We start from the raw sequence: 18,646 nt of genomic DNA, 5'->3' as shown, positions 1-18,646 counted from the left end.
AGTAGCATCGGTGGGGTCCGTTCTCCCTCACCGAGAAAGCAGGCCTGAGGCCACGTGGCCGGAACCGTACCGGGTGGTGCCGCCCGACCCGACGTCCCCGGGGACGTCGCCAAGACCGAGGATGCCTCCGCCCAGGCTGCGCAGTCCCGGTTCCCCATTCCCGACGCCGCCGCGCTCAGCCTGCTCGGCTCCCGCGACGAGAACCTGCGCGTCGCCGAGGAGCTCCTCGCTGCCGACGTGCACGTGCGCGGCAACGAGGTCACGCTGACCGGCGCGCCCGCCGACGTCGCCTTCGCCGAACGCGTCTTCGCCGAACTCGTGCAGCTCGCCACCGGCGGGCAGCAGGTCGGGCCCGACACCGTCCGGCGCACCGTCGGCATGCTCTCCACCGGTGACGCCTCGCCGGCCGAGGTCCTCAGCCTCAACATCGTCTCCCGCCGCGGCAAGACGATCCGGCCCAAGACGCTCAACCAGAAGCGGTACGTCGACGCCATCGACAAGCACACCGTCGTCTTCGGCATCGGCCCCGCCGGCACCGGCAAGACCTACCTCGCCATGGCGAAAGCCGTCCAGGCGCTGCAGGCCAAGCAGGTCACCCGCATCGTGCTGACCCGCCCGGCCGTCGAAGCCGGCGAGCGCCTCGGCTACCTGCCCGGCACCCTCAACGAGAAGATCGACCCCTACCTGCGGCCCCTCTACGACGCGCTGCACGACATGGTCGAGCCCGAGTCGATCCCCCGGCTCATGCAGGCCGGCACGATCGAGATCGCGCCGCTGGCCTACATGCGCGGCCGCACGCTGAACGACGCCTTCATCATCCTCGACGAGGCCCAGAACACCACGCCCGAGCAGATGAAGATGTTCCTCACCCGGCTCGGCTTCGGCTCCAAGATCGTCGTCACCGGCGACATCACCCAGGTCGACCTGCCCAGCGGGCAGCGCAGCGGCCTGCGCGTGGTCCGCGACATCCTCACCGGCGTCGAGGACCTCCACTTCGCCGAGCTCACCAGCCAGGACGTCGTCCGGCACCGGCTCGTCGCGAGCATCGTCGACGCCTACGAGAAGTGGCAGGCCGTGCAGGACGCCCAGCAGAACGACGGCTGGAAGGGCAACCGGCGGTGAGCATCGAAATCGCCAACGAGTCCGGCGTCGACGTCGACGAGACGTCCATCGTCTCCGCCGCCCGCTACGCCCTCGACAAGATGGAGGTCAGCCCGCTCGCCGAGCTGTCCATCCTGCTCGTCACCCTCGACGTGATGGAAGACCTGCACGAACGCTGGATGGACCTCCCGGGCCCCACCGACGTCATGGCCTTCCCGATGGACGAGCTCGACTCCTCCCGCCGCCCCGACGCGCCCGACGCGTCACCGGCGCTGCTCGGCGACATCGTGCTCTGCCCGGCGTTCGCCAAGGACCAGGCCAAGACCGCCGGGCACGCGCTGATCGACGAGCTGCACCTGCTCACCGTGCACGGCTGCCTCCACCTCCTCGGCTACGACCACGCCGAACCCGCCGAGGAGCGCGAGATGTTCGCCCTCCAGAAGCGCATCCTCGGCGAGTACCAGGACGCCGTCGCGGCCCTGGAGAAGCGGGACGCCCAGCGCAACACCGACGACCGCGTCCTCGGCATCGCCGGCCTCGACGCCCCCACGGTCCCCGCCGAGCCGCCCGCCGGGGAAACGCCCTAGGCGTCAGCCATGGAACAGCTCTTCTTCGCGATCGCGCTCGTGCTCCTGGCGGGCGTGTTCGCGGCGGCGGACGCCGCGATCAGCACCGTCTCGCAGGCCCGGGCCGAAGGCCTCGCCCGGCTCGGGCTGCCCGGCGCCCGGCAGCTCGCCGCCGTCGTCGCCGAACGACGTCGTCACATCAACCTGCTGCTCCTGCTCCGGCTCGGCTGCGAACTCACCGCCACCGTGCTCGTCACGGTCTTCGTCGGCACCCGGCTGGCGCCGCTGGGCGTCGCCGTGCTGGTCACCGCGGTCGTCATGGTCGTCGTCAGCTACGTCCTGATCGGCGTCGGCCCCCGCACCCTCGGCCGCCAGCACCCCTACCGCATCGGCCGGTACGTCGCCGGGCCCGTCCGCGTCCTCGGCTCGGTCCTCGGGCCGCTGTCGCGGCTGCTCATCCGCGTCGGTAACGCCATCACCCCCGGCCAGGGCTTCCGCGAAGGCCCGTTCACCTCCGAGGTCGAGCTGCGCGAACTCGTCGACCTCGCCCAGGAACGCGGCGTCGTCGAGGACTCCGAACGCGAGATGATCCACTCGGTGTTCGAGCTCGGTGACACCGTCGCCCGCGAGGTGATGGTGCCGCGCACCGAGATCGTCTGGATCGAGCGCACCAAGACCGTCCGGCAGGCCCTCGCCCTCGCGCTGCGCACCGGCTTCACCCGGCTGCCGGTGATCGACGAGTCCGTCGACGACATCGTCGGCGTCGTCAACATCAAGGACCTCATGACCGGCTACCTCGACCCCGACGGGCCGAGCACCGTCGTCGACTCCGTCATGAACCCCGCCTCCTTCGTGCCCGACTCGAAACGGCTCGACGAGCTGCTCAAGGAGATGCAGCGCTCGCACAACCACATGGCGATCGCCGTCGACGAGTACGGCGGCACCGCGGGCCTGCTCACCATCGAGGACGTCCTGGAGGAGATCGTCGGCGAGATCACCGACGAATCCGACGGCGACGAACGCCCCGAGGTCGAAGAACTCGACGACGGCGCCGTCCGCGTCTCGTCCCGGATGAGCATCGACGACCTGGGCGAACTGTTCGGCATCGACCTCGAAGACCACGACGTGGAGACCGTGGGCGGGCTGCTCGCGGAACGACTGGGTAGGGTCCCGCTGCCGGGGGCCGAAGCCGAGGTCGCCGGCCTTCGGCTGTTCGCCGAAGGGGGCAAGGACCGGCGCGGCCGCATGCGGATCACATCCGTGGTCGTGCACCCGGCCGACGCCGAAGCGATGACGGACCCCGTCGACCGGACGCGCCGCCGCACCCGCGTGCCCCACACCGACGAACGCGACAGGAGCGTCGAACATGCCTGACCTCGAGGCGGAGGACCGGAAGCTGGTCACCCTCGCCCGGTCCTCGCGCGCCCGCACCCAGGCCGCCGAAGGCGCCGCGGTCCGCGACACCGACGGGCGCACGTACGCCGCCGCCACGGTCGACCAGCCGTCGTTCAAGCTCACCGCGCTGCAGGCCGCGGTCGCCGCCGCGGTGTCCAGCGGCGCCGAAGGCATCGAAGCCGCCGCCGTCGTCAGCGGCGAAGGGCTGCTCAAGGAGGCGTCCGTGCACGCGGTACGCGACCTCGCCGAGCGCGCCCCGATCTTCCTCGCCGCCCCGGACGGCGAAGTCCTCAAGGTGCTGGACCGATGAGCGAACACCGTTCCGGCTTCGCCTGCTTCGTCGGACGTCCCAACGCCGGCAAGTCGACGCTGACCAACGCCCTCGTCGGCACCAAGGTCGCGATCACCTCCAGCAAGCCGCAGACCACCCGGCACGCCATCCGCGGGATCGTCCACCGCGAGGACGCGCAGCTCGTCCTCATCGACACACCCGGCCTGCACCGCCCGCGCACCCTGCTCGGGGAGCGGCTCAACGACATCGTGCACACGACGTGGTCCGAAGTGGACGTCGTCGGCTTCTGCGTCCCGGCGAACGAAAAGATCGGGCCCGGCGACAAGTTCATCGCCGCCGAGCTGCAGAAGATCGCCAAGCGGACCCCGGTGCTCGGCATCGTCACCAAAACGGACCTCGTGCAGCCCCAGCAGGTGGCCGAACAACTGCTCGCGCTGCAGCAGGTGATGGACTTCGCCGAGCTCGTGCCGGTGTCCGCAGTGGACGGCTTCCAGGTCGGCACGCTGGCCGACCTGCTGGTCCAGCGGCTGCCCGAGGGCCCGCAGCTGTACCCGGGCGGCGAGCTCACCGACGAGCCCGAGCAGACACTGGTCGCGGAGCTGATCCGCGAGGCGGCGCTGGAAGGCGTCCGCGACGAGCTGCCGCACTCGATCGCCGTCACCGTCGAGGAGATGCTGCCCCGCGAAGGCCGCGACGACCTCATCGACGTGCACGCGTTCCTCTTCGTGGAACGGCCCAGCCAGAAGGGGATCATCCTGGGGCACAAGGGCGAACGGCTGCGCGAGGTCGGCGCCGCCGCCCGCCGGAACATCGAGCGGCTGCTCGGCTCGAAGGTCTACCTCGACCTGCACATCAAGGTGGCCAAGGAGTGGCAGCGCGACCCCCGTCAGTTACGCCGGCTCGGTTTCTGACGCCGCCGGCGAGCGCCGCCCGAATTCCTGGTCTCGATTCGGTCGCGACCGGGCGAAACGCGGGGCGCGAGATGATCTCGCCCCCTACAGTCGCGCTTCGACCACACCGCGGCCGATCGGGGCGGCGGCGGATCCGGTGGTCGTTTGTGGAGCACGACGAAGGGGAACGACCGACCATGACCGACAGCCAGGGCATGCCCAACTACCCCGGCGACCAGCCGAACCAGTACGGCGGCCAGCCGAACTACCCCGGCGGGCAGCCGGGCGGCTACCAGCCGGGCCCGCCCCCGAGCAACAACCTCGTGTGGGCGATCCTCACCACGATCCTGTGCTGCCTCCCGTTCGGCATCGTGTCGATCGTCCAGGCCGCCAAGGTGAACGGGCTGTGGGCGCAGGGCCAGACCGCGGCCGCGCAGGAGGCCGCCGACTCGGCGAAGAAGTGGGCCATCATCGCCGCGGTGACCGGCGTCGTCCTCAACGTCCTGTGGATCATCCTGCTCGTCACGGGCGCGTTCACGTTCGGCACCACGACGTCGCCATACTGATCTAGCCGAGCAGCAGGAGGATCCCGGTGACCGACCAGTACCCGCCGCCGTACCCGCCCCCGGGCGGGCCGGGTTACGGCTACGGCTACCCGCCGCCGAACTACGGGCCGCCGCCGGACAACAACCTCGTGTGGGCCATCCTGAGCACCGTGCTGTGCTGCCTGCCCCTGGGCATCGTCGCGATCGTCAAGGCCAACCAGGTGCACACGCTGTGGTTCCAGGGTTTCCCCGCCGAGGCGCAGAAGGCGGCCGCCGACGCCCGCAAGTGGGCGATGTGGTCGGCCATCTCGACCGGGATCCTCCTGCTGCTCTACGTCATCTTCTTCGTCGTGCTGGCGGGTGTCGGCCTCTTCTCGGTGGGGCGCTGATGACCACGACGACCGTCTACACGGGACTCCCGGCCCGCGGGACGCGCGAGAAGCTGCGGGCGCTCGCTCCGCCGCTGGCCGTCGTCGCCGGGGCCGGCGTGTGCTGCGTGGCCGTCTGGATCGGCGACCCGACCACCCCGGGCGGGTTCCTGCCCGTCTGCCCGACGAAGGCGATGTTCGGCATCGACTGCCCGGGCTGCGGCGGCATGCGCATGGCCTACAGCGTGCTGCACGGGAACATCCCGGCGGCCCTGCACTACAACGCCGTGTCGTTCGTCTTCATGCTGCTGTTCGTGTGGAGCATGGCGGCGTGGACCCTCGGGCGCCTGCGCGGCCGCGCGATGAACAGCTGGCTCCACTGGCGGTGGACGCCGCTGGCGTTTTCCGTCGTGTTCGTCGTCTGGTTCGTCGTTCGCAACCTGCCGTTCGCCCCGTTCACGGGCCTGCACGTCTGAATTTCCGGCGGAGCGGAACCGGCCGGCCACGCACCGCGTCCGACCGGCGGGTGGTTCACCCGGACAGCTGAAGCCTGGGCGTCGCGGGCGAAGGCGAACCGAGTACGCTCCCGCGGACCGGACCGACGAGGGCGGATCCGTTTCCGCGTGTCGGGGAAGTGACCAGCGAGGGGAAGACCCGATGACCGATCCCTACGGGCAGCAGTCTTTCGGGCAGCAGCCCGGTGGCCGGCAGCCGTTCGGCCAGCCGCAGCCGGGGCAGGCGCCGTACGGGCAGCCCGCGCCCTACGGCCAGCCCGCCCCGTTCGGCCAGCCCGCGCCGTACGGCCAGCAGGGCAACCCGTTCGGGCCGCCGCGCAACTACGCGAACTGGGGACAGCGCGCCCTCGGCTGGCTCGTCGACATGGGACCGATCGTCCTGCTCTACCTGATCCTGATTCCGGTCGCGATCACCGGGAGCAGTGCCTTCTCGGTCCTGTCCCTGCTCGCCTCGCTCGCGTGGATCGGCTGGTCCGTCTACAACCGGTGGATCCAGCAGGGCAACACCGGCCAGTCGCTCGGCAAGCGGATCGCGAAGATCAAGCTCGTCCGCGAGGACACCGGGCAGCCGATCGGCCCCGGCATGGCGTTCGTGCGCGATCTCGCCCACTTCGTCGACAGCGTCATCTGCTACCTCGGCTGGCTGTGGCCGCTGTGGGACGAAAAGCACCAGACCCTCTCGGACAAGATCATCGGCACCGTCGTGGTCAACGCCGACGACGCGGCCGCGGCGCCCGGCCAGCCGGGCGCGCAGGGCTTCGCCGGCGGCTTCCCGCCGCCGGGCCAGTACGGCCAGCCGTCCTCCGGCGGTTTCCCGCAGCAGCCCGGGTCCGGCGGCTTCCCGCAGCAGCCGGCGTCCGGTGGCTTCCCGCAGCAGCCCGCGGCAGGTGGCTTCGGCCAGCCGCCGTCCGGTGGCTTCGAGCAGCAGCCCGCGCCGGGTGGCTTCGGCCAGCCGCAGCCGGGCGGGTTCGGCCAGCCGCCGTCCTCCGGCGGCTTCGCGGCGCAGCCCCCGCAGCCGGGTGGCTTCGGCCAGCAGCCGCTCGCCCCGCCCCCGGGCGGCAGTGCGTTCGACGAGCAGGCGGAGCGCACCCAGATGCTGCGCCCGGGCGGCGGGAGCGGTTCCGACGAGCAGGCCGAGCGCACGCAGATGCTGCGGCCGGACGCCCAGGACCAGTCCGAGGCGACCCAGAAGATCCAGCCGGGCCAGTTCGGCCAGCCGCCGAACGAGCAGCGCTGACCCGCTCCTCCCGCGCCACCGCCGGTGTCTCCCGGCGGACGTTCACGAATAGTTGGGGTACCACGTCATGACCAATCCCTACGGCCAGCAGCAGCCCTACGGCCAGCAGCCGCAGCAGCCGGGCTACGGCCCGCCGTCCGGCGGCATGCCCGCGCCCTACGGGCAGCAGGCGCCGTACGGGCAGCAGGCGCCGTACGGACAGCCCGTGCCGTACGGCCAGCCGCCCACCGGCGGTTTCGGCGGCCCCGGCTACGGCGGCGGGCCCGGTGGCGACCTCAACGCCATCAAGGACTACAAGGGCTGGGCGATCGCCTCGCTGTTCCTCGGCGGCGTCATCCTCGGGATCTTCGCGATCATGAAGTCCAACGAGGTCGGCACGTACAAGATGCAGGGCAACTACCTGATGGCGGAGCAGGCGTCGCGGACGACCAAGACGCTCTGCCTGGTCTCCTCGATCCTGGGTGGCCTCGGCTGCGTCATCGCGCTGTTCGCGGTGATCATCCCGCTGATCGCGTTCAGCGCGTCCTGCGGCCGCTACTGCTGAACCCGGGTCGGTCCACCCCGGCATCACCCCGAAGTGGGACGATGTCGGGGTGGTGAACCTCTACCGCGACACCGGGGTGGTGTTGCGCACGCACAAGCTGGGTGAGGCCGACCGGATCGTCACCCTGCTGACCCGGCGGCACGGCAAGGTCCGTGCCGTGGCGAAGGGCGTGCGGCGCACGTCGTCGCGCTTCGGGGCGCGGCTGGAGCCGTTCGGCCACGTGGACGTGCAGTTCTACACCGGGCGCACGCTCGACGTCATCACCCAGGTCGAGACGGTCGACGCGTTCCAGCTGCCGCTGGTCGCCGACTACCAGGCCTACACCGCGGCCAGCGCGATCGCCGAAACCGCGGACCGGCTCTCGGCCGAAGAGGGCGAGCCGGTGCTCAAGCTGTACCTCCTGGTCGTCGGGGCGCTGCGGGCGCTGGCCGACGGGCAGCGCGATTGCTCACTGGTGCTCGATGCGTTCTTCCTCCGCGCGATGTCGTACGCCGGCTGGGCGCCCGCGCTCACCGAGTGCGCCCGCTGCGGCCTGCCGGGCCCGCACGTCGCGTTCAGCGTCTCCGCCGGCGGCTCGATGTGCCAGGACTGCCGCGTCCCGGGGTCCGTGCACCCCGCCCCCGAGGTCCTGGACCTGCTGACCGCTCTGCTGCACGGCGAGTGGACGCTGGCCGAGTCGACCCTGCCCGGCACCCGCCGGGACGCGAGCGGCCTGGTCGCGGCGCACCTGCAGTGGCACCTCGAGCGGCAGCTGCGGTCGTTGCCCCTGGTCGAGCGACGCGCCCGGGAGGCGGTGACACCCACGGCCGGGGGCTCCGCCGGCCGAACCCCTGACAGGCAGGTGGTGCCCGGCCAGTAGGGTCGGGCCTGATCGGTTTCACCCAGCCAGGGAGGGTCGCAGTGCTGCGCAGGGGACGCGAGAACAAGGCGTCGCGGTACGAGCTGCGGGCCCCGGATCCGCACCCGTCGGGCGCGAAGCCGCCGGAAATCCCGCGTGAGCTGGTGCCCAAGCACGTCGCGCTGGTCATGGACGGCAACGGCCGCTGGGCCAACCAGCGCGGGCTGCCGCGGATCGAGGGCCACAAGCGCGGCGAAGCGGTGATGATCGACGTCGCCAGCGGGGCCGTCGAGCTGGGCGTCAAGTGGCTGTCGGTGTACGCCTTCTCGACCGAGAACTGGAAGCGCAGCCCCGAAGAGGTGCGCTTCCTGATGGGCTTCAACCGCGACACCATCCGCCGCCAGGTCGACTACCTCGGCTCGATCGGCGTGCGCATCCGCTGGGCGGGTCGGCGCCCGAAGCTCTGGGCGTCGGTGATCAAGGAGCTGCAGGCGGCCGAGGAGAAGACCAAGCACAACACGGCGCTGAACATGACCATGTGCGTCAACTACGGCGGCCGCGCCGAGCTGGGTGACGCGATGCAGCGGATCGCCCAGGACGTCGCCGCCGGGAAGCTGAACCCGGACAAGGTGAACGAGAAGACCATCGGGAAGTACCTGTACCAGCCGGACATGCCGGACGTGGACCTGTTCCTGCGGCCTTCGGGGGAGCAGCGGACGTCGAACTTCCTGCTGTGGCAGTCGGCCTACGCCGAGATGGTCTACCAGGACACGCTGTTCCCGGACTTCGACCGGACCCACCTGTGGCGGGCCTGCCTGGAATTCGCGAAGCGGGATCGCCGCTTCGGCGGCGCCGTCGACCAAGCGGCTTCTTCGTGAGCGCCACCGAAGCGGTCGAAACCGCGGAGCTGCTGACCCGGGCCCGGGAAGCCCTGGAGCGCTACCTCGAGGTCCACGTCGACGACGACGGGGCGCTGACGTTCGCCCACGGCGGCGTCCCGTGCGTGATCCAGGCGACCAGGCTCGGCGAAGGCCTCACCGTGCTCACCCTGACGTGCGTGGTCGGCTGGGACCTCGCGGACGCGCCGGAGCTGTCGATCGCCGTCGCCGAGCGGGCGGGGCAGGGGCTGTTCGGGACGCTCGGGGTCGGGCATTCGGACAACGGCGCCGACGTGACGCTGCGGTACGCGTTCCCGGCGGCCGGGCTCGACGCGGCCGCGCTCGGGACGTTGCTGATGCTCGTGGTGTCGACGGCTTCGCAGCTGCGGACCGATCTGCCCGGAATCGTCCCCGGCGACTGACCCGATCGGGGTGGATTTCCGCCGCGAACGGAGAATTCCGTACCGAAACGGACCGTCATCCTCCGTTCGCGGCCCGTGCGGGTCCCGTCCTGTCGGACGGTCCTGGCATCATCGCCGTCGTGAACATCGTTTCCGACACCGAGGCCGAGCCCGGCCGGCGCACGCGCCGGTTCCGGATCAGCTCGGTCGAAGTGCTGTGCGCGATCCTGCTGGTCGCGATCCTCGCGCAGAGCAGGCTGCAGCAGCTGTTCGACGTGCCCGCGTTGCGCACCGGCTCGACCGTGTTCGTCGCCGTCTGCGTGCAGGCGCTGCCGTTCCTCGTGCTGGGCGTGCTGATCAGCGGGGCCATCGCCGCGTTCGTACCCCCGCGCGTGCTGGAGAAGGTGCTGCCGCGGCAGGCCGGGGCGGCCGTCGGCGTCGCCGGGCTGGCCGGGGTCGCGCTGCCGGGGTGTGAATGCGCCTCGGTGCCGGTGGCGCGGCGGCTGATGGGGCAGGGCGTGGCGCCGGCCGCGGCGCTGACGTTCCTGCTCGCGGCGCCGGCGGTGAACCCGGTGGTGCTGGTGGCGACCGCGGTCGCGTTCCCGGGGAAGCCGGAGATGGTGCTGGCGCGGTTCGCCGGTTCGCTCGCCACGGCGATGGTGATGGGCTGGCTGTGGGCCCGCTGGGGCAAGCTCGAGTGGATCACCGAGCGGGCACTGCGGCGTCTCCCGGACGTCGCGGGCGGACGGCGGTGGCGGGTGTTCGCCGAGACCGCGCGCACGGATCTGGTGGAGGCGGGCGGTTTCCTGGTGCTGGGGGCGTTGCTCTCGTCGGCGCTGAACGTGCTGGTGCCGGCTCGCTGGTTCGGCGTGCTGGGTGATCAGCTGGTGCTCGGCGTGGTGGTGATGGCGGTGCTCGCGGTGGTGCTGGCGCTGTGCAGCGAGGCGGACGCGTTCGTCGCGGCGTCGCTGACGGCGTTGCCGCTGCTGCCGAAGCTGGTGTTCCTCGTGGTCGGGCCGGCGATCGACGTCAAGCTGTTCGCGTTGCAGGCGGGCACGTTCGGCCGGTCGTTCGCGGTGCGGTTCGCGCCGGTGACGTTCGTGGTCGCGGTGGCCTGCGCGCTCGCGGCCGGGTTCCTGGTGATCGCGTGAAACGGGAAACGCAGAACATCCTGCTGATCCTGCTCGGCGGGGCGCTGGTGAAGATCGCGGTGAACGGCGACTACCTGCGGTACGTCAAACCGGCGCAGCAGCCGTGGATCATCGCGGGCGGCGTGGTGATGGTGCTGCTGGGCGCGGTCGCGATCGTCCGCGACCTCGTCGCGGCCCGGCCGGCCGCGGCCGGCGAGCACGACGGCCACGCGCACTCGGCGCGCCCCGCGTGGCTGCTGCTGGTGCCGGTGCTGGCGGTGTTCCTCGTGGCACCACCGGCGTTGGGCGCGGACTCGGTGATCCGCACGGAGGCCCGCGCCCCGGCGAGCGCGGCGGCGGCGAACGCGGTGGCGTTCCCGCCCCTGCCGCCCGGCAACGTGGTTCCGTTGCCGCTGAACGAGTTCGTCAGCCGAGCGGGCTGGGACGCGGCCGGCACCCTGAACGGGCGCACGGTTTCGCTGACCGGGTTCGTGGTGCACACCGACGGCAGCACGTTGCTGGCCCGCTTGGTGATCAGCTGCTGCGCGGCGGACGCGTTCCCGGTGACGGTCCGCCTCCGCGGCGGCGGCGCCGACCACCTCGCGAGTGACGCTTGGATCCAGGTGACGGGCCAGGTGGTCCCGGGCACAGCCACGAAGGACAACAGCTACACCCCCGACTTCGCGCCGGTTTCACTAACGCCGGTCCCCACCCCGAAGGACCCCTACGAGTACTGACCTTCCGCACCCACCCGGTCGGCCCGCGTACCCACAGGGTCGGCCCGCGTACCCACAGGGTCGGCCCGCGTACCCACAGGGTCGGCCCGTACCCACAGGGTCGGCCCGCGTACCTGGAGCGTCGGCTTGCGTACTCGAACGGTCGGTTGGCGTACCCGCACGGTCGGATGAACGCGACCGGCGCCGGAAGGCGAACCGACCCTCTGGGTACGCAAGCCGACCGTCCAGGTACGCAGGCCGACTCTCTGGGTACGCGGGCCGACCGTGTAGGTACGCAGGCCGCGCCGCCGTCGGTCAACCTCGATGAGCAGGTCCCGCAGCCGCCGGTGCGGGACCACCCCGCCGCGCTAGTGCTCGCCGCAGGTGCCGGTGATCTCCACGGTGTGCGAGATCTCCGAAAAGCCGTGCTCGGCCGCGATCTTCTCCGCCCAGCGCTCCACCGCCGGGCCCTCGACCTCGACCGTGCGGCCGCACAGGCGGCACACCAGGTGATGGTGGTGGTGCGCCGAACACCGGCGGTAGATCGCCTCGCCCGAATCCGTGCGCAGGACGTCGATCTCGCCCGCCTCCGACAGCGACTGCAACGTGCGGTACACCGTCGTCAGGCCGATGCCGTCGCCGCGCTTGCGCAGCTCGTCGTGCAGTTCCTGGGCCGAACGGAAGTCGTCGATCGTGCTCAGCAGCTCGACGACCGCGGCCCGCTGCCGGGTGGAGCGGCGCCCGGGGACCGGGGCCTGGCTGCGCGACGCGGCGGTGCTCATCACTTTCCTTCCTGCACGTGGGCGACGGCGTCGACCACGATGTGCGCCAGGTGGTCGTCGGCGAGCCGGTAGACGACCTCGCGGCCGCGGCGCTCGCCCTGGACCACCCCGGCCGTCTTCAGCACCCGCAGGTGCTGGCTGATCAGCGGCTGGGCGACGTCGAGGGCGTCGACCAGCTCGTGCACGCAGCGGTCGGCCGCCCGCAGCTGGAGCACGATCGCGATCCGGACCGGCGCCGCGAGCGCGCGCAGCAGGTCACCGGCGTCGGTGAGCACCGACTGCGCGGGGCGGGCGGCCGTCGCTTCGGCCGCCGGGGTGCAGTCCGCGAGCCCCGGCTGGGCGCCACTGCCGGTCACCGTCGCCATTCCCGCCTCCACGCTGCTCGTCGCACCGTCTGCGACCATGAATTCCGTAGTCATTGCCGATAACGGTGCCGCCCATCCTAGTGTTCCCTCGTCCGAGACCCCGCCGCGGCGCCGAGCTGCGGGGTACGGCTGGTTGTATTACCCCGAACGGGTGAGTTCGTGGGATATTGGCCCTGCGGCTTCGCATGTCGTGGCCGACGGTGCAAGGTTGTCGCGGAGCGTTTTCGCCGTGGCCCGGACGCCGGCGACCCGCCCGAGCAGAGCAGTGGGGGAGACATGACGCGTTTCGTGACGAAGGCAGCCGTCCTGACGGCCGCGGTGTTCCCGCTGGTCAGCATGGGTGTGGCCGGCGCGCAGACCCAGGCGGTCGACGAGAAGACCGGTCCGGTTTCGTTCGCGAACATCGCTTCCGTGCGCATCGGGGCGGACGGCCAGCGCGGCGGCGCCCTGATCACCGAAACGCAACGTTCGCCGCTGCTGCCCGGCCAGTCCAAGCTCGGCGCGGACCGCGTTTCGGTCCCCAAGGACGACGGCGAGCGCGCCACCTTCGGCGGCCACTACCGGATCGACCTCGGCCGTTACAGCGCGTCACAGAACCCGTACCCACCGGGTGTCCCGAGCCGCGACCACGACGTCTTCGCCGCGCTGCAGGCCACGACCGTGCCCACCGCCGCCGCGGAGACGAACTACGCGCTGCAGGACAACTGGCAGGGCGGCACCAAGCCGTCCGACAACACCGTGCTCGTGCTGGAGGGCGCCAAGACGTCGGTCGAGTGCGCCTCCCCGGCGAAGCTCTCCTCGGCCACCACGGTCGCCCGGTTGTGGGTGCGCCAGGCCGGCGGCGGCCTCGGCATCGTGCCGGTGCCCGGCGGCACCGCCGGCCTGCAGCTGAAGAACCTGCGGCTCGGCCCGCCCGGCGACATCGCGAACGCCGACCGGGCGACCACCGTCTCCGACCTCGCGCTGACCCGCATCACCGCCTTCGACCAGCTGATCCGCCAGGACGGCTGGCGCGCGGGCGACTTCACCGCCGTCGCCGGCTGGCGGGTCGAGATCACCACGCACGTCAAGGACGCGCAGGGTGCCGCGCTGCCGGACGTCAAGACGAACATCGTGCTCGGCGGGGTCAGCTGCTCGATCCCGAAGGGGTTCGCCGCGAAGGCCGCCGGTCCCGCGGGCGGCACGACCGCGACGCAGGCCGCCGTGCCGACCCAGGTCCCGGCCGGTTACCTGGGCGCGGCCGCACCGGCCACCGGCAGTGACGGCTCGCGCGTCCCGCTCGGCCTGGGCCTGCTCTTCGGCGGGGTGTTCTTCGCCGCCGTCGCGCTGTTGCTGGGCCGGCGGCGCAAGACCGGGTCGGGCTAGGTGCTGCGCACCGCGTTGGCCGCGGTCTCGGCGGCACTGGCGGTGGCTGCCTTCGCGGCCGGGATCATCGTGCTGACCTGGCTGCCGCCGGCGGCGACGCCGGTGGCCGCAGCCCCGCCGCCCGGCACGCTGCCGGGCGAGAACGCGGCCCCGGCCGTGCTCCCCGCGGACAGCGAGTCCGCCGCCCAGCAGCGGCCGGGCACCGTCCGGCTGCCCGGCGGCGCCACCGCGCGCCTGGTCCGCACCGAACTGACCGGCACCGGCGTGCTGCCGATCCCGCGCGGCCTCGGCGACGCCGCCTGGTGGGGCGCCAAGCTGGGCGCGGCCCAGGGGGCGGCGCTGCTGTCCGGGCACGTGAACTGGGAGGGCCGGCGCGGGCCGTTCGACGAGCTGTGGCGGATGCGGGCCGGCGACGAGGTCAGCGTCGTCGACGCCCGCGGCGGCCGGTGGGTCTACCGCGTCGACGACGTCGTGACGCTGCCGAAGGAGGCGCTGCCGTCCCAGGCCGCCCGGTGGTTCGGGCAGGACGGCCCGCACCGGCTGGTGCTGGTGACCTGCGGCGGCGACTACGTCGGCGGCACCGCGGGCTACGACGAGAACCGCCTGGTCACGGCCTCGCTGGTGACGCGCCCCACCGGCTGATCGAGTTCGCTGCAACCTCCTTCGCCGCCTCCGGCATGTCTGTCCGTGCACTCGTCACGACAGCGAAGGAGCACAAGCACATGCAGGAGCGGAACCCGGCGGAGCCGAAGAAGGGCTCCGGCCGCTGGTGGATCGTCGGCGTCGCCGGGGCGTTCGTGGTCGCGGCGCTGGTCGCGACCCTGCTCGTGTTCACCGGAAAGGATGAAGCCGCCGTCGCGAACGGCACCGGTGCGCCCGTGCCGGCCGCGAACCAGCCGGCCTCCCCGGGCCCGGCGCAGGACAGCGGCCGGGCCCCGGCGCAGCTGGCCCTGCCCGGCGGCGGCACCGCGAAGCTGGTCCAGGAGGACCTCGACGCCGCCGGCGCGCTGAAGATCCCGGAGGGCCTCGACGAGGCCGCCTGGTGGGGCGCGAAGCTGGGTGCCGGCCACGGTGTCGCGCTGCTGTCCGGGCACGTGAACTGGAAGGGCAGGAAGGGGCCGTTCACCGAGCTCTGGCAGGTCAAGGCCGGCCAGGAGGTCAAGCTGACCGACGCCGCGGGCGGTGCGTGGGTGTACCGGATCGACAAGACGGAGACGGTGCACAAGACCGATCTCGCCGGCCGGTCCGAGCAGCTGTTCGACCCGGACGGCCCGCACAAGCTGCTGCTCGTCACCTGCGGCGGCGAGTACGTCGGCGGCAGCGAGGGGTACGAGGACAACCGCGTCGTGACGGCGTCGCTGGTGTCGCGGCCGTAGGCTCACCTGGGCGGAAAGCGGTGGGCCCCGGCGGATACCCTTGACGTTCTAGTCCGATGACCGTCCCCGCAAGCTTTCCGGAGCGTGGAGTGCCCACGAACACCATTGAAACCGTAGTCAGCCTGTGCAAACGCCGGGGTTTCGTCTTCGCCAGCGGCGAAATCTACGGCGGTACCCGCTCGGCGTGGGACTACGGACCGCTCGGGGTCGAGCTCAAGGACAACATCAAGCGCCAGTGGTGGAAGACCGTGGTCCAGGGCCGTGACGACGTCGTCGGCCTCGACTCCTCGGTGATCCTGCCGCGCGAGGTCTGGGTCGCGTCCGGGCACGTCAACGTGTTCACCGACCCGCTGATCGAGTGCCTGTCGTGCCACAAGCGGTTCCGCGCCGACCAGCTCGCCGAGGAGTTCGCGGCGCGCACCGGCAAGGAGACCAGCGAGGACGACCTGTCCGAGGTGCCGTGCCCGAACTGCGGCACGCGCGGCAAGTACACCGCGCCGCGGGACTTCAACATGATGCTGAAGACCTACCTCGGCCCGGTGGAGTCCGAAGAGGGCCTGGCCTACCTCCGCCCGGAGACCGCGCAGGGCATCTTCGTCAACTTCTCCAACGTCCAGACGACGTCGCGGAAGAAGCCGCCGTTCGGCATCGGCCAGATCGGCAAGTCCTTCCGCAACGAGATCACGCCGGGCAACTTCATCTTCCGGACGCGCGAGTTCGAGCAGATGGAGATGGAGTTCTTCGTCGAGCCGGGCGAGGACGAGCGCTGGCACCAGTACTGGATCGACGAGCGCACGAAGTGGTACACCGACCTCGGCATCAAGGCCGAGAACCTGCGCCACTACGAGCACCCGAAGGAAAAGCTCTCGCACTACGCGAAGCGCACCGTCGACATCGAGTACCGGTTCGCGTTCAACGCCGGGCAGGAGTGGGGCGAGCTCGAGGGCATCGCCAACCGCACCGACTTCGACCTGACCACGCACTCGAACCACTCGGGCCAGGACCTGTCGTTCTTCGACCAGGCGTCGGGCCAGCGGTACCGGCCGTTCGTCATCGAGCCGGCGGCAGGTGTCGGCCGGTCGATGATGGCCTTCATGATCGACGCCTACCACGAGGAAGAGGTGCCGAACGCCAAGGGCGGCACCGACACCCGCGTGGTGCTCAAGCTCGACCCGCGGCTGTCGCCGTTCAAGGTCGCGGTGCTGCCGCTCTCGCGCAACGCCGACCTGACGCCGAAGGCCAAGGAGGTCGCCGCGACGCTCCGGAAGTACTGGAACGTCGACTTCGACGACGCCCAGGCGATCGGCCGCCGCTACCGCCGCCAGGACGAGATCGGCACCCCGTACTGCGTCACGGTCGACTTCGACTCGCTCGAGGACCAGGCGGTGACCGTCCGCGAGCGCGACACGATGTCGCAGGAGCGGATCGCGATCGACAAGCTCGAGTCCTACCTGGCGGCCCGCCTCATCGGCTGCTGACCCGCGGGTTCCGAGCGCCCCAAGGCGGCCTTCGGTGCGTCACACGCACCGAAGGCCGCCTTGGGTGCGTCACACGCACCGAAGGCCACATTGGGACGCTTGGGGCCGGTACCCCTGACACCTGTCACGGTCAGGTCGTGACGCACGGTCTGGGGACCCGGGCCGCCCGGGCGGCAGCCTGGGGGCATGCGAGAAACAGACACCCAGGCGGTGGCGGCGGGGGCCGCGATCCACCTCACCGGCCTGCGCAAGCACTACGGCGATGTCCACGCCGTCGACGGCGTCGACCTGACGATCGCCCCGGGCGAGGTCGTCGCCCTGCTCGGGCCGAACGGCGCCGGCAAGTCCACCACCGTCGACATGATCCTCGGGCTGACCAGCCCCGGTGCCGGCGATGTCCGCGTATTCGGCCGCACGCCGCTCGACGCCGTCCGCGCCGGGCTCATCGGGGCGATGCTGCAGGGCGGTGCCCTGATGGACGACCTGACCGTCGGGGAAACCGTCGGCATGGTCGCGGCCCTGCACCGGCGGCCGATGCCGGTGGCCGAAGCCCTGCGCGCCGCCGGGGTCGAGGAGCTGGCCGGCCGCCGCGCCAACAAGCTCTCCGGTGGGCAGAAGCAGCGCGTGCGGTTCGCCGTCGCCCTCGTGAGCAACCCCGACCTGCTGATCCTCGACGAGCCGACCGCGGCGATGGACGTCGGCACCCGGCGCGAGTTCTGGCAGTCGATGTACTCCTTCACCGAATCCGGGCGCACGGTCCTGTTCGCCACGCACTACCTCGAAGAGGCCGAGGAGTTCGCCGACCGGGTGGTGCTGATGCGCCGCGGCCGGGTCGTCGCCGACGGGTCCGTCGCCGAGGTCCGCGCGCTGGCCGGGGGCCGCACCCTGCGCGCGGCCGTCCCGGGGGCCACCGAGGCGGTCATCGCCGCGCTGCCCGCCGTCAAGGAGTTCGAACTGCGCGGCGACCGCGTCGCCATCTCCACCGCCGACTCCGACGCCACGCTGTGGGCGCTCAAAGCCGCGGTCCCGGCCGTGCACGACGTCGAAATCAGCGCCGTCGGCCTCGAAGGCGCCTTCCTCTCCCTGACCGCCGACGAGACCCCGGAGCCCGTGCGATGAACGCCACCTACCTGTTCACCGAGATCCGCCGGAACTTCCGGGCGCCGCGGTTCCTCGTCTTCGTCGTCGCTTTCCCGGTCATGATGTTCCTGTTGCAGGCCAACGTCTTCACGAAGGCGAGCGACCCGGACCACACCAAGATCGCCGCCGTCATCATGATCAACATGATGACGTTCGGGACGTTCGCCGCGGCCAACACCAGCGGCGGGCGCCTCGCGCTGGAACGCGCGCTCGGCTGGCAGCGGCAGCTGCGGCTGACCCCGCTGACCGGGTTCGGCTACCTCGGCGGCAAGGCGCTGTCCGGGATGCTCGTCGGGCTGCCCGCGCTGGTCCTGGTGCCCCTGCTGGCCGTGACCGTCGAGGGCGTGACCCTGGACGCCGCCGGGTGGGTCCGGGTGCTGGCCGGCGTCTGGCTCGGCACGCTCCCGCTGGTGCTGCTCGGCCTGCTGATCGGGCAGTTCGGCACCCCGGACTCGATGCAGCCGATCAGCATGATCGTCACCCTCGGCATGGGCTTCCTCGGTGGCCTCTGGATCCCGCTCGAAGGCATGCCGGCGTGGATGCACGACGTCGCCCAGATCATGCCGACGTACTGGGTGCTGCAGGTCGCGCGGCCCGCGGTGACCAGCGACATGGTGGTCTCGCTGCCCCACGCCGTCGGTGTGCTCGGGGCCTGGACGGTCGTGCTCGGGGCGCTGGTGATCAGGCGTTACCGTAAGGACAGCGCCCGCGTCTGAGGGCCGGA

The 18,646-nt window shown here is 71.6% G+C and carries 23 protein-coding genes; 21 read left to right on the top strand and 2 right to left on the bottom strand.

Annotated elements, in window-relative coordinates:
* Positions 1 to 54: 54 nt before the first annotated feature.
* From ACLJPY_RS16685 to ACLJPY_RS16615, 15 genes are all read left to right on the top strand, one after another.
* Complete coding sequence (locus ACLJPY_RS16685) at positions 55 to 1,122, top strand: PhoH family protein (RefSeq protein WP_410589482.1); 1,068 nt, start codon at positions 55 to 57, stop codon at positions 1,120 to 1,122.
* A complete protein-coding gene (ybeY, locus tag ACLJPY_RS16680; protein ID WP_410589480.1) occupies positions 1,119 to 1,688 on the top strand; it encodes an rRNA maturation RNase YbeY in 570 nt (189 codons plus the stop codon). The genes ACLJPY_RS16685 and ybeY overlap by 4 nt, the downstream gene beginning before the upstream one ends.
* Before the next feature lie 9 nt (positions 1,689 to 1,697).
* Positions 1,698 to 3,041, top strand: coding sequence for a hemolysin family protein (locus ACLJPY_RS16675; RefSeq protein WP_410589478.1), 1,344 nt, complete (start codon positions 1,698 to 1,700; stop codon positions 3,039 to 3,041).
* Positions 3,034 to 3,372, top strand: coding sequence for a cytidine deaminase (locus ACLJPY_RS16670; RefSeq protein ID WP_410589477.1), 339 nt, complete (start codon positions 3,034 to 3,036; stop codon positions 3,370 to 3,372). The genes ACLJPY_RS16675 and ACLJPY_RS16670 overlap by 8 nt, the downstream gene beginning before the upstream one ends.
* Positions 3,369 to 4,265, top strand: a complete 897-nt coding sequence (gene era / locus ACLJPY_RS16665; protein ID WP_410589475.1) for a GTPase Era — start codon at positions 3,369 to 3,371, stop codon at positions 4,263 to 4,265. The genes ACLJPY_RS16670 and era overlap by 4 nt, the downstream gene beginning before the upstream one ends.
* Before the next feature lie 176 nt (positions 4,266 to 4,441).
* Positions 4,442 to 4,810 (top strand): CD225/dispanin family protein, encoded by a 369-nt coding sequence (locus ACLJPY_RS16660; protein WP_410589473.1) that lies wholly within the window; start codon positions 4,442 to 4,444, stop codon positions 4,808 to 4,810.
* 26 nt (positions 4,811 to 4,836) lie between these two features.
* Positions 4,837 to 5,178, top strand: a complete 342-nt coding sequence (locus ACLJPY_RS16655) for a CD225/dispanin family protein (RefSeq protein WP_410589472.1) — start codon at positions 4,837 to 4,839, stop codon at positions 5,176 to 5,178.
* The gene (locus ACLJPY_RS16650; RefSeq protein ID WP_410589470.1) at positions 5,178 to 5,633 is read left to right on the top strand and encodes a DUF2752 domain-containing protein; all 456 of its coding nucleotides are present in this window, start codon (positions 5,178 to 5,180) and stop codon (positions 5,631 to 5,633) included. Before ACLJPY_RS16655 ends, ACLJPY_RS16650 begins: the two co-directional genes overlap by 1 nt.
* A gap of 181 nt (positions 5,634 to 5,814) precedes the next feature.
* Complete coding sequence (locus ACLJPY_RS16645; RefSeq protein ID WP_410589469.1) at positions 5,815 to 6,909, top strand: RDD family protein; 1,095 nt, start codon at positions 5,815 to 5,817, stop codon at positions 6,907 to 6,909.
* A 67-nt stretch (positions 6,910 to 6,976) separates the two neighbouring features.
* Positions 6,977 to 7,453: a CD225/dispanin family protein gene (locus ACLJPY_RS16640; protein WP_410589468.1), complete on the top strand. Its 477-nt coding sequence runs from the start codon at positions 6,977 to 6,979 to the stop codon at positions 7,451 to 7,453.
* Positions 7,454 to 7,502: 49 nt separating this feature from the next.
* Positions 7,503 to 8,312: a DNA repair protein RecO gene (recO, locus tag ACLJPY_RS16635; protein ID WP_410589467.1), complete on the top strand. Its 810-nt coding sequence runs from the start codon at positions 7,503 to 7,505 to the stop codon at positions 8,310 to 8,312.
* A gap of 41 nt (positions 8,313 to 8,353) precedes the next feature.
* Positions 8,354 to 9,169, top strand: a complete 816-nt coding sequence (locus ACLJPY_RS16630; RefSeq protein ID WP_325153876.1) for an isoprenyl transferase — start codon at positions 8,354 to 8,356, stop codon at positions 9,167 to 9,169.
* Entirely contained in the window at positions 9,166 to 9,591 is a 426-nt protein-coding gene (locus ACLJPY_RS16625; protein WP_410589466.1) for a YbjN domain-containing protein, read from the top strand. The genes ACLJPY_RS16630 and ACLJPY_RS16625 overlap by 4 nt, the downstream gene beginning before the upstream one ends.
* A 125-nt stretch (positions 9,592 to 9,716) precedes the next feature.
* A complete protein-coding gene (locus tag ACLJPY_RS16620; RefSeq protein ID WP_410589918.1) occupies positions 9,717 to 10,721 on the top strand; it encodes a permease in 1,005 nt (334 codons plus the stop codon).
* Positions 10,718 to 11,437: a TIGR03943 family putative permease subunit gene (locus ACLJPY_RS16615; protein ID WP_410589464.1), complete on the top strand. Its 720-nt coding sequence runs from the start codon at positions 10,718 to 10,720 to the stop codon at positions 11,435 to 11,437. Before ACLJPY_RS16620 ends, ACLJPY_RS16615 begins: the two co-directional genes overlap by 4 nt.
* A 347-nt stretch (positions 11,438 to 11,784) precedes the next feature.
* On the opposite strand, the gene ACLJPY_RS16610 is transcribed toward ACLJPY_RS16615, so the two are convergent.
* Positions 11,785 to 12,198, bottom strand: coding sequence for a Fur family transcriptional regulator (locus tag ACLJPY_RS16610; RefSeq protein WP_410589462.1), 414 nt, complete (start codon positions 12,196 to 12,198; stop codon positions 11,785 to 11,787).
* A complete protein-coding gene (locus ACLJPY_RS16605) occupies positions 12,198 to 12,563 on the bottom strand; it encodes an ArsR/SmtB family transcription factor (RefSeq protein ID WP_410589461.1) in 366 nt (121 codons plus the stop codon). The genes ACLJPY_RS16610 and ACLJPY_RS16605 overlap by 1 nt, the downstream gene beginning before the upstream one ends.
* Before the next feature lie 276 nt (positions 12,564 to 12,839).
* On the opposite strand from ACLJPY_RS16605, the gene ACLJPY_RS16600 reads away from it, so the two are divergent.
* The 6 genes from ACLJPY_RS16600 (at position 12,840) to ACLJPY_RS16575 (ending at position 18,638) form a co-directional block, all read left to right on the top strand.
* Complete coding sequence (locus ACLJPY_RS16600; RefSeq protein WP_410589459.1) at positions 12,840 to 13,928, top strand: hypothetical protein; 1,089 nt, start codon at positions 12,840 to 12,842, stop codon at positions 13,926 to 13,928.
* Positions 13,929 to 14,570: a class F sortase gene (locus ACLJPY_RS16595; RefSeq protein ID WP_410589457.1), complete on the top strand. Its 642-nt coding sequence runs from the start codon at positions 13,929 to 13,931 to the stop codon at positions 14,568 to 14,570.
* 80 nt (positions 14,571 to 14,650) lie between these two features.
* On the top strand, positions 14,651 to 15,304 hold the full coding sequence (locus ACLJPY_RS16590) for a class F sortase (RefSeq protein ID WP_410589455.1): 654 nt from the start codon (positions 14,651 to 14,653) through the stop codon (positions 15,302 to 15,304).
* A gap of 89 nt (positions 15,305 to 15,393) precedes the next feature.
* Positions 15,394 to 16,782 carry a glycine--tRNA ligase gene (locus ACLJPY_RS16585; RefSeq protein WP_410589453.1) on the top strand — a complete coding sequence of 463 codons (1,389 nt, stop codon included), beginning with the start codon at positions 15,394 to 15,396 and terminating at the stop codon, positions 16,780 to 16,782.
* A gap of 186 nt (positions 16,783 to 16,968) precedes the next feature.
* Positions 16,969 to 17,901: an ABC transporter ATP-binding protein gene (locus ACLJPY_RS16580; RefSeq protein ID WP_410589451.1), complete on the top strand. Its 933-nt coding sequence runs from the start codon at positions 16,969 to 16,971 to the stop codon at positions 17,899 to 17,901.
* Positions 17,898 to 18,638 (top strand): ABC transporter permease, encoded by a 741-nt coding sequence (locus ACLJPY_RS16575; protein ID WP_410589449.1) that lies wholly within the window; start codon positions 17,898 to 17,900, stop codon positions 18,636 to 18,638. Before ACLJPY_RS16580 ends, ACLJPY_RS16575 begins: the two co-directional genes overlap by 4 nt.
* The last annotated feature ends 8 nt before the right edge of the window (positions 18,639 to 18,646 follow it).

Origin of the sequence: Amycolatopsis sp. lyj-23, assembly GCF_046549135.1 — a bacterium.
In the GTDB taxonomy this organism is placed as follows: Bacteria; Actinomycetota; Actinomycetes; order Mycobacteriales; family Pseudonocardiaceae; genus Amycolatopsis.
Note: the sequence above shows the minus strand (reverse complement) of the source record. Positions and strands in the feature narration are given on the sequence as shown.

Bases quoted from the DNA above. Each gene is read 5' to 3' on its own strand.
- ACLJPY_RS16605 (WP_410589461.1), bottom strand. From the start codon at position 12,563: ATGGCGACGGTGACCGGCAGTGGCGCCCAGCCGGGGCTCGCGGACTGC.
- ACLJPY_RS16670 (WP_410589477.1), top strand. From the start codon at position 3,034: ATGCCTGACCTCGAGGCGGAGGACCGGAAGCTGGTCACCCTCGCCCGG.
- ACLJPY_RS16590 (WP_410589455.1), top strand. From the start codon at position 14,651: ATGCAGGAGCGGAACCCGGCGGAGCCGAAGAAGGGCTCCGGCCGCTGG.
- ACLJPY_RS16640 (WP_410589468.1), top strand. From the start codon at position 6,977: ATGACCAATCCCTACGGCCAGCAGCAGCCCTACGGCCAGCAGCCGCAG.
- ACLJPY_RS16650 (WP_410589470.1), top strand. From the start codon at position 5,178: ATGACCACGACGACCGTCTACACGGGACTCCCGGCCCGCGGGACGCGC.
- ACLJPY_RS16610 (WP_410589462.1), bottom strand. From the start codon at position 12,198: ATGAGCACCGCCGCGTCGCGCAGCCAGGCCCCGGTCCCCGGGCGCCGC.
- ACLJPY_RS16675 (WP_410589478.1), top strand. From the start codon at position 1,698: ATGGAACAGCTCTTCTTCGCGATCGCGCTCGTGCTCCTGGCGGGCGTG.
- ACLJPY_RS16575 (WP_410589449.1), top strand. From the start codon at position 17,898: ATGAACGCCACCTACCTGTTCACCGAGATCCGCCGGAACTTCCGGGCG.
- ACLJPY_RS16660 (WP_410589473.1), top strand. From the start codon at position 4,442: ATGACCGACAGCCAGGGCATGCCCAACTACCCCGGCGACCAGCCGAAC.
- era (WP_410589475.1), top strand. From the start codon at position 3,369: ATGAGCGAACACCGTTCCGGCTTCGCCTGCTTCGTCGGACGTCCCAAC.
- ACLJPY_RS16645 (WP_410589469.1), top strand. From the start codon at position 5,815: ATGACCGATCCCTACGGGCAGCAGTCTTTCGGGCAGCAGCCCGGTGGC.
- ACLJPY_RS16600 (WP_410589459.1), top strand. From the start codon at position 12,840: ATGACGCGTTTCGTGACGAAGGCAGCCGTCCTGACGGCCGCGGTGTTC.
- ACLJPY_RS16580 (WP_410589451.1), top strand. From the start codon at position 16,969: ATGCGAGAAACAGACACCCAGGCGGTGGCGGCGGGGGCCGCGATCCAC.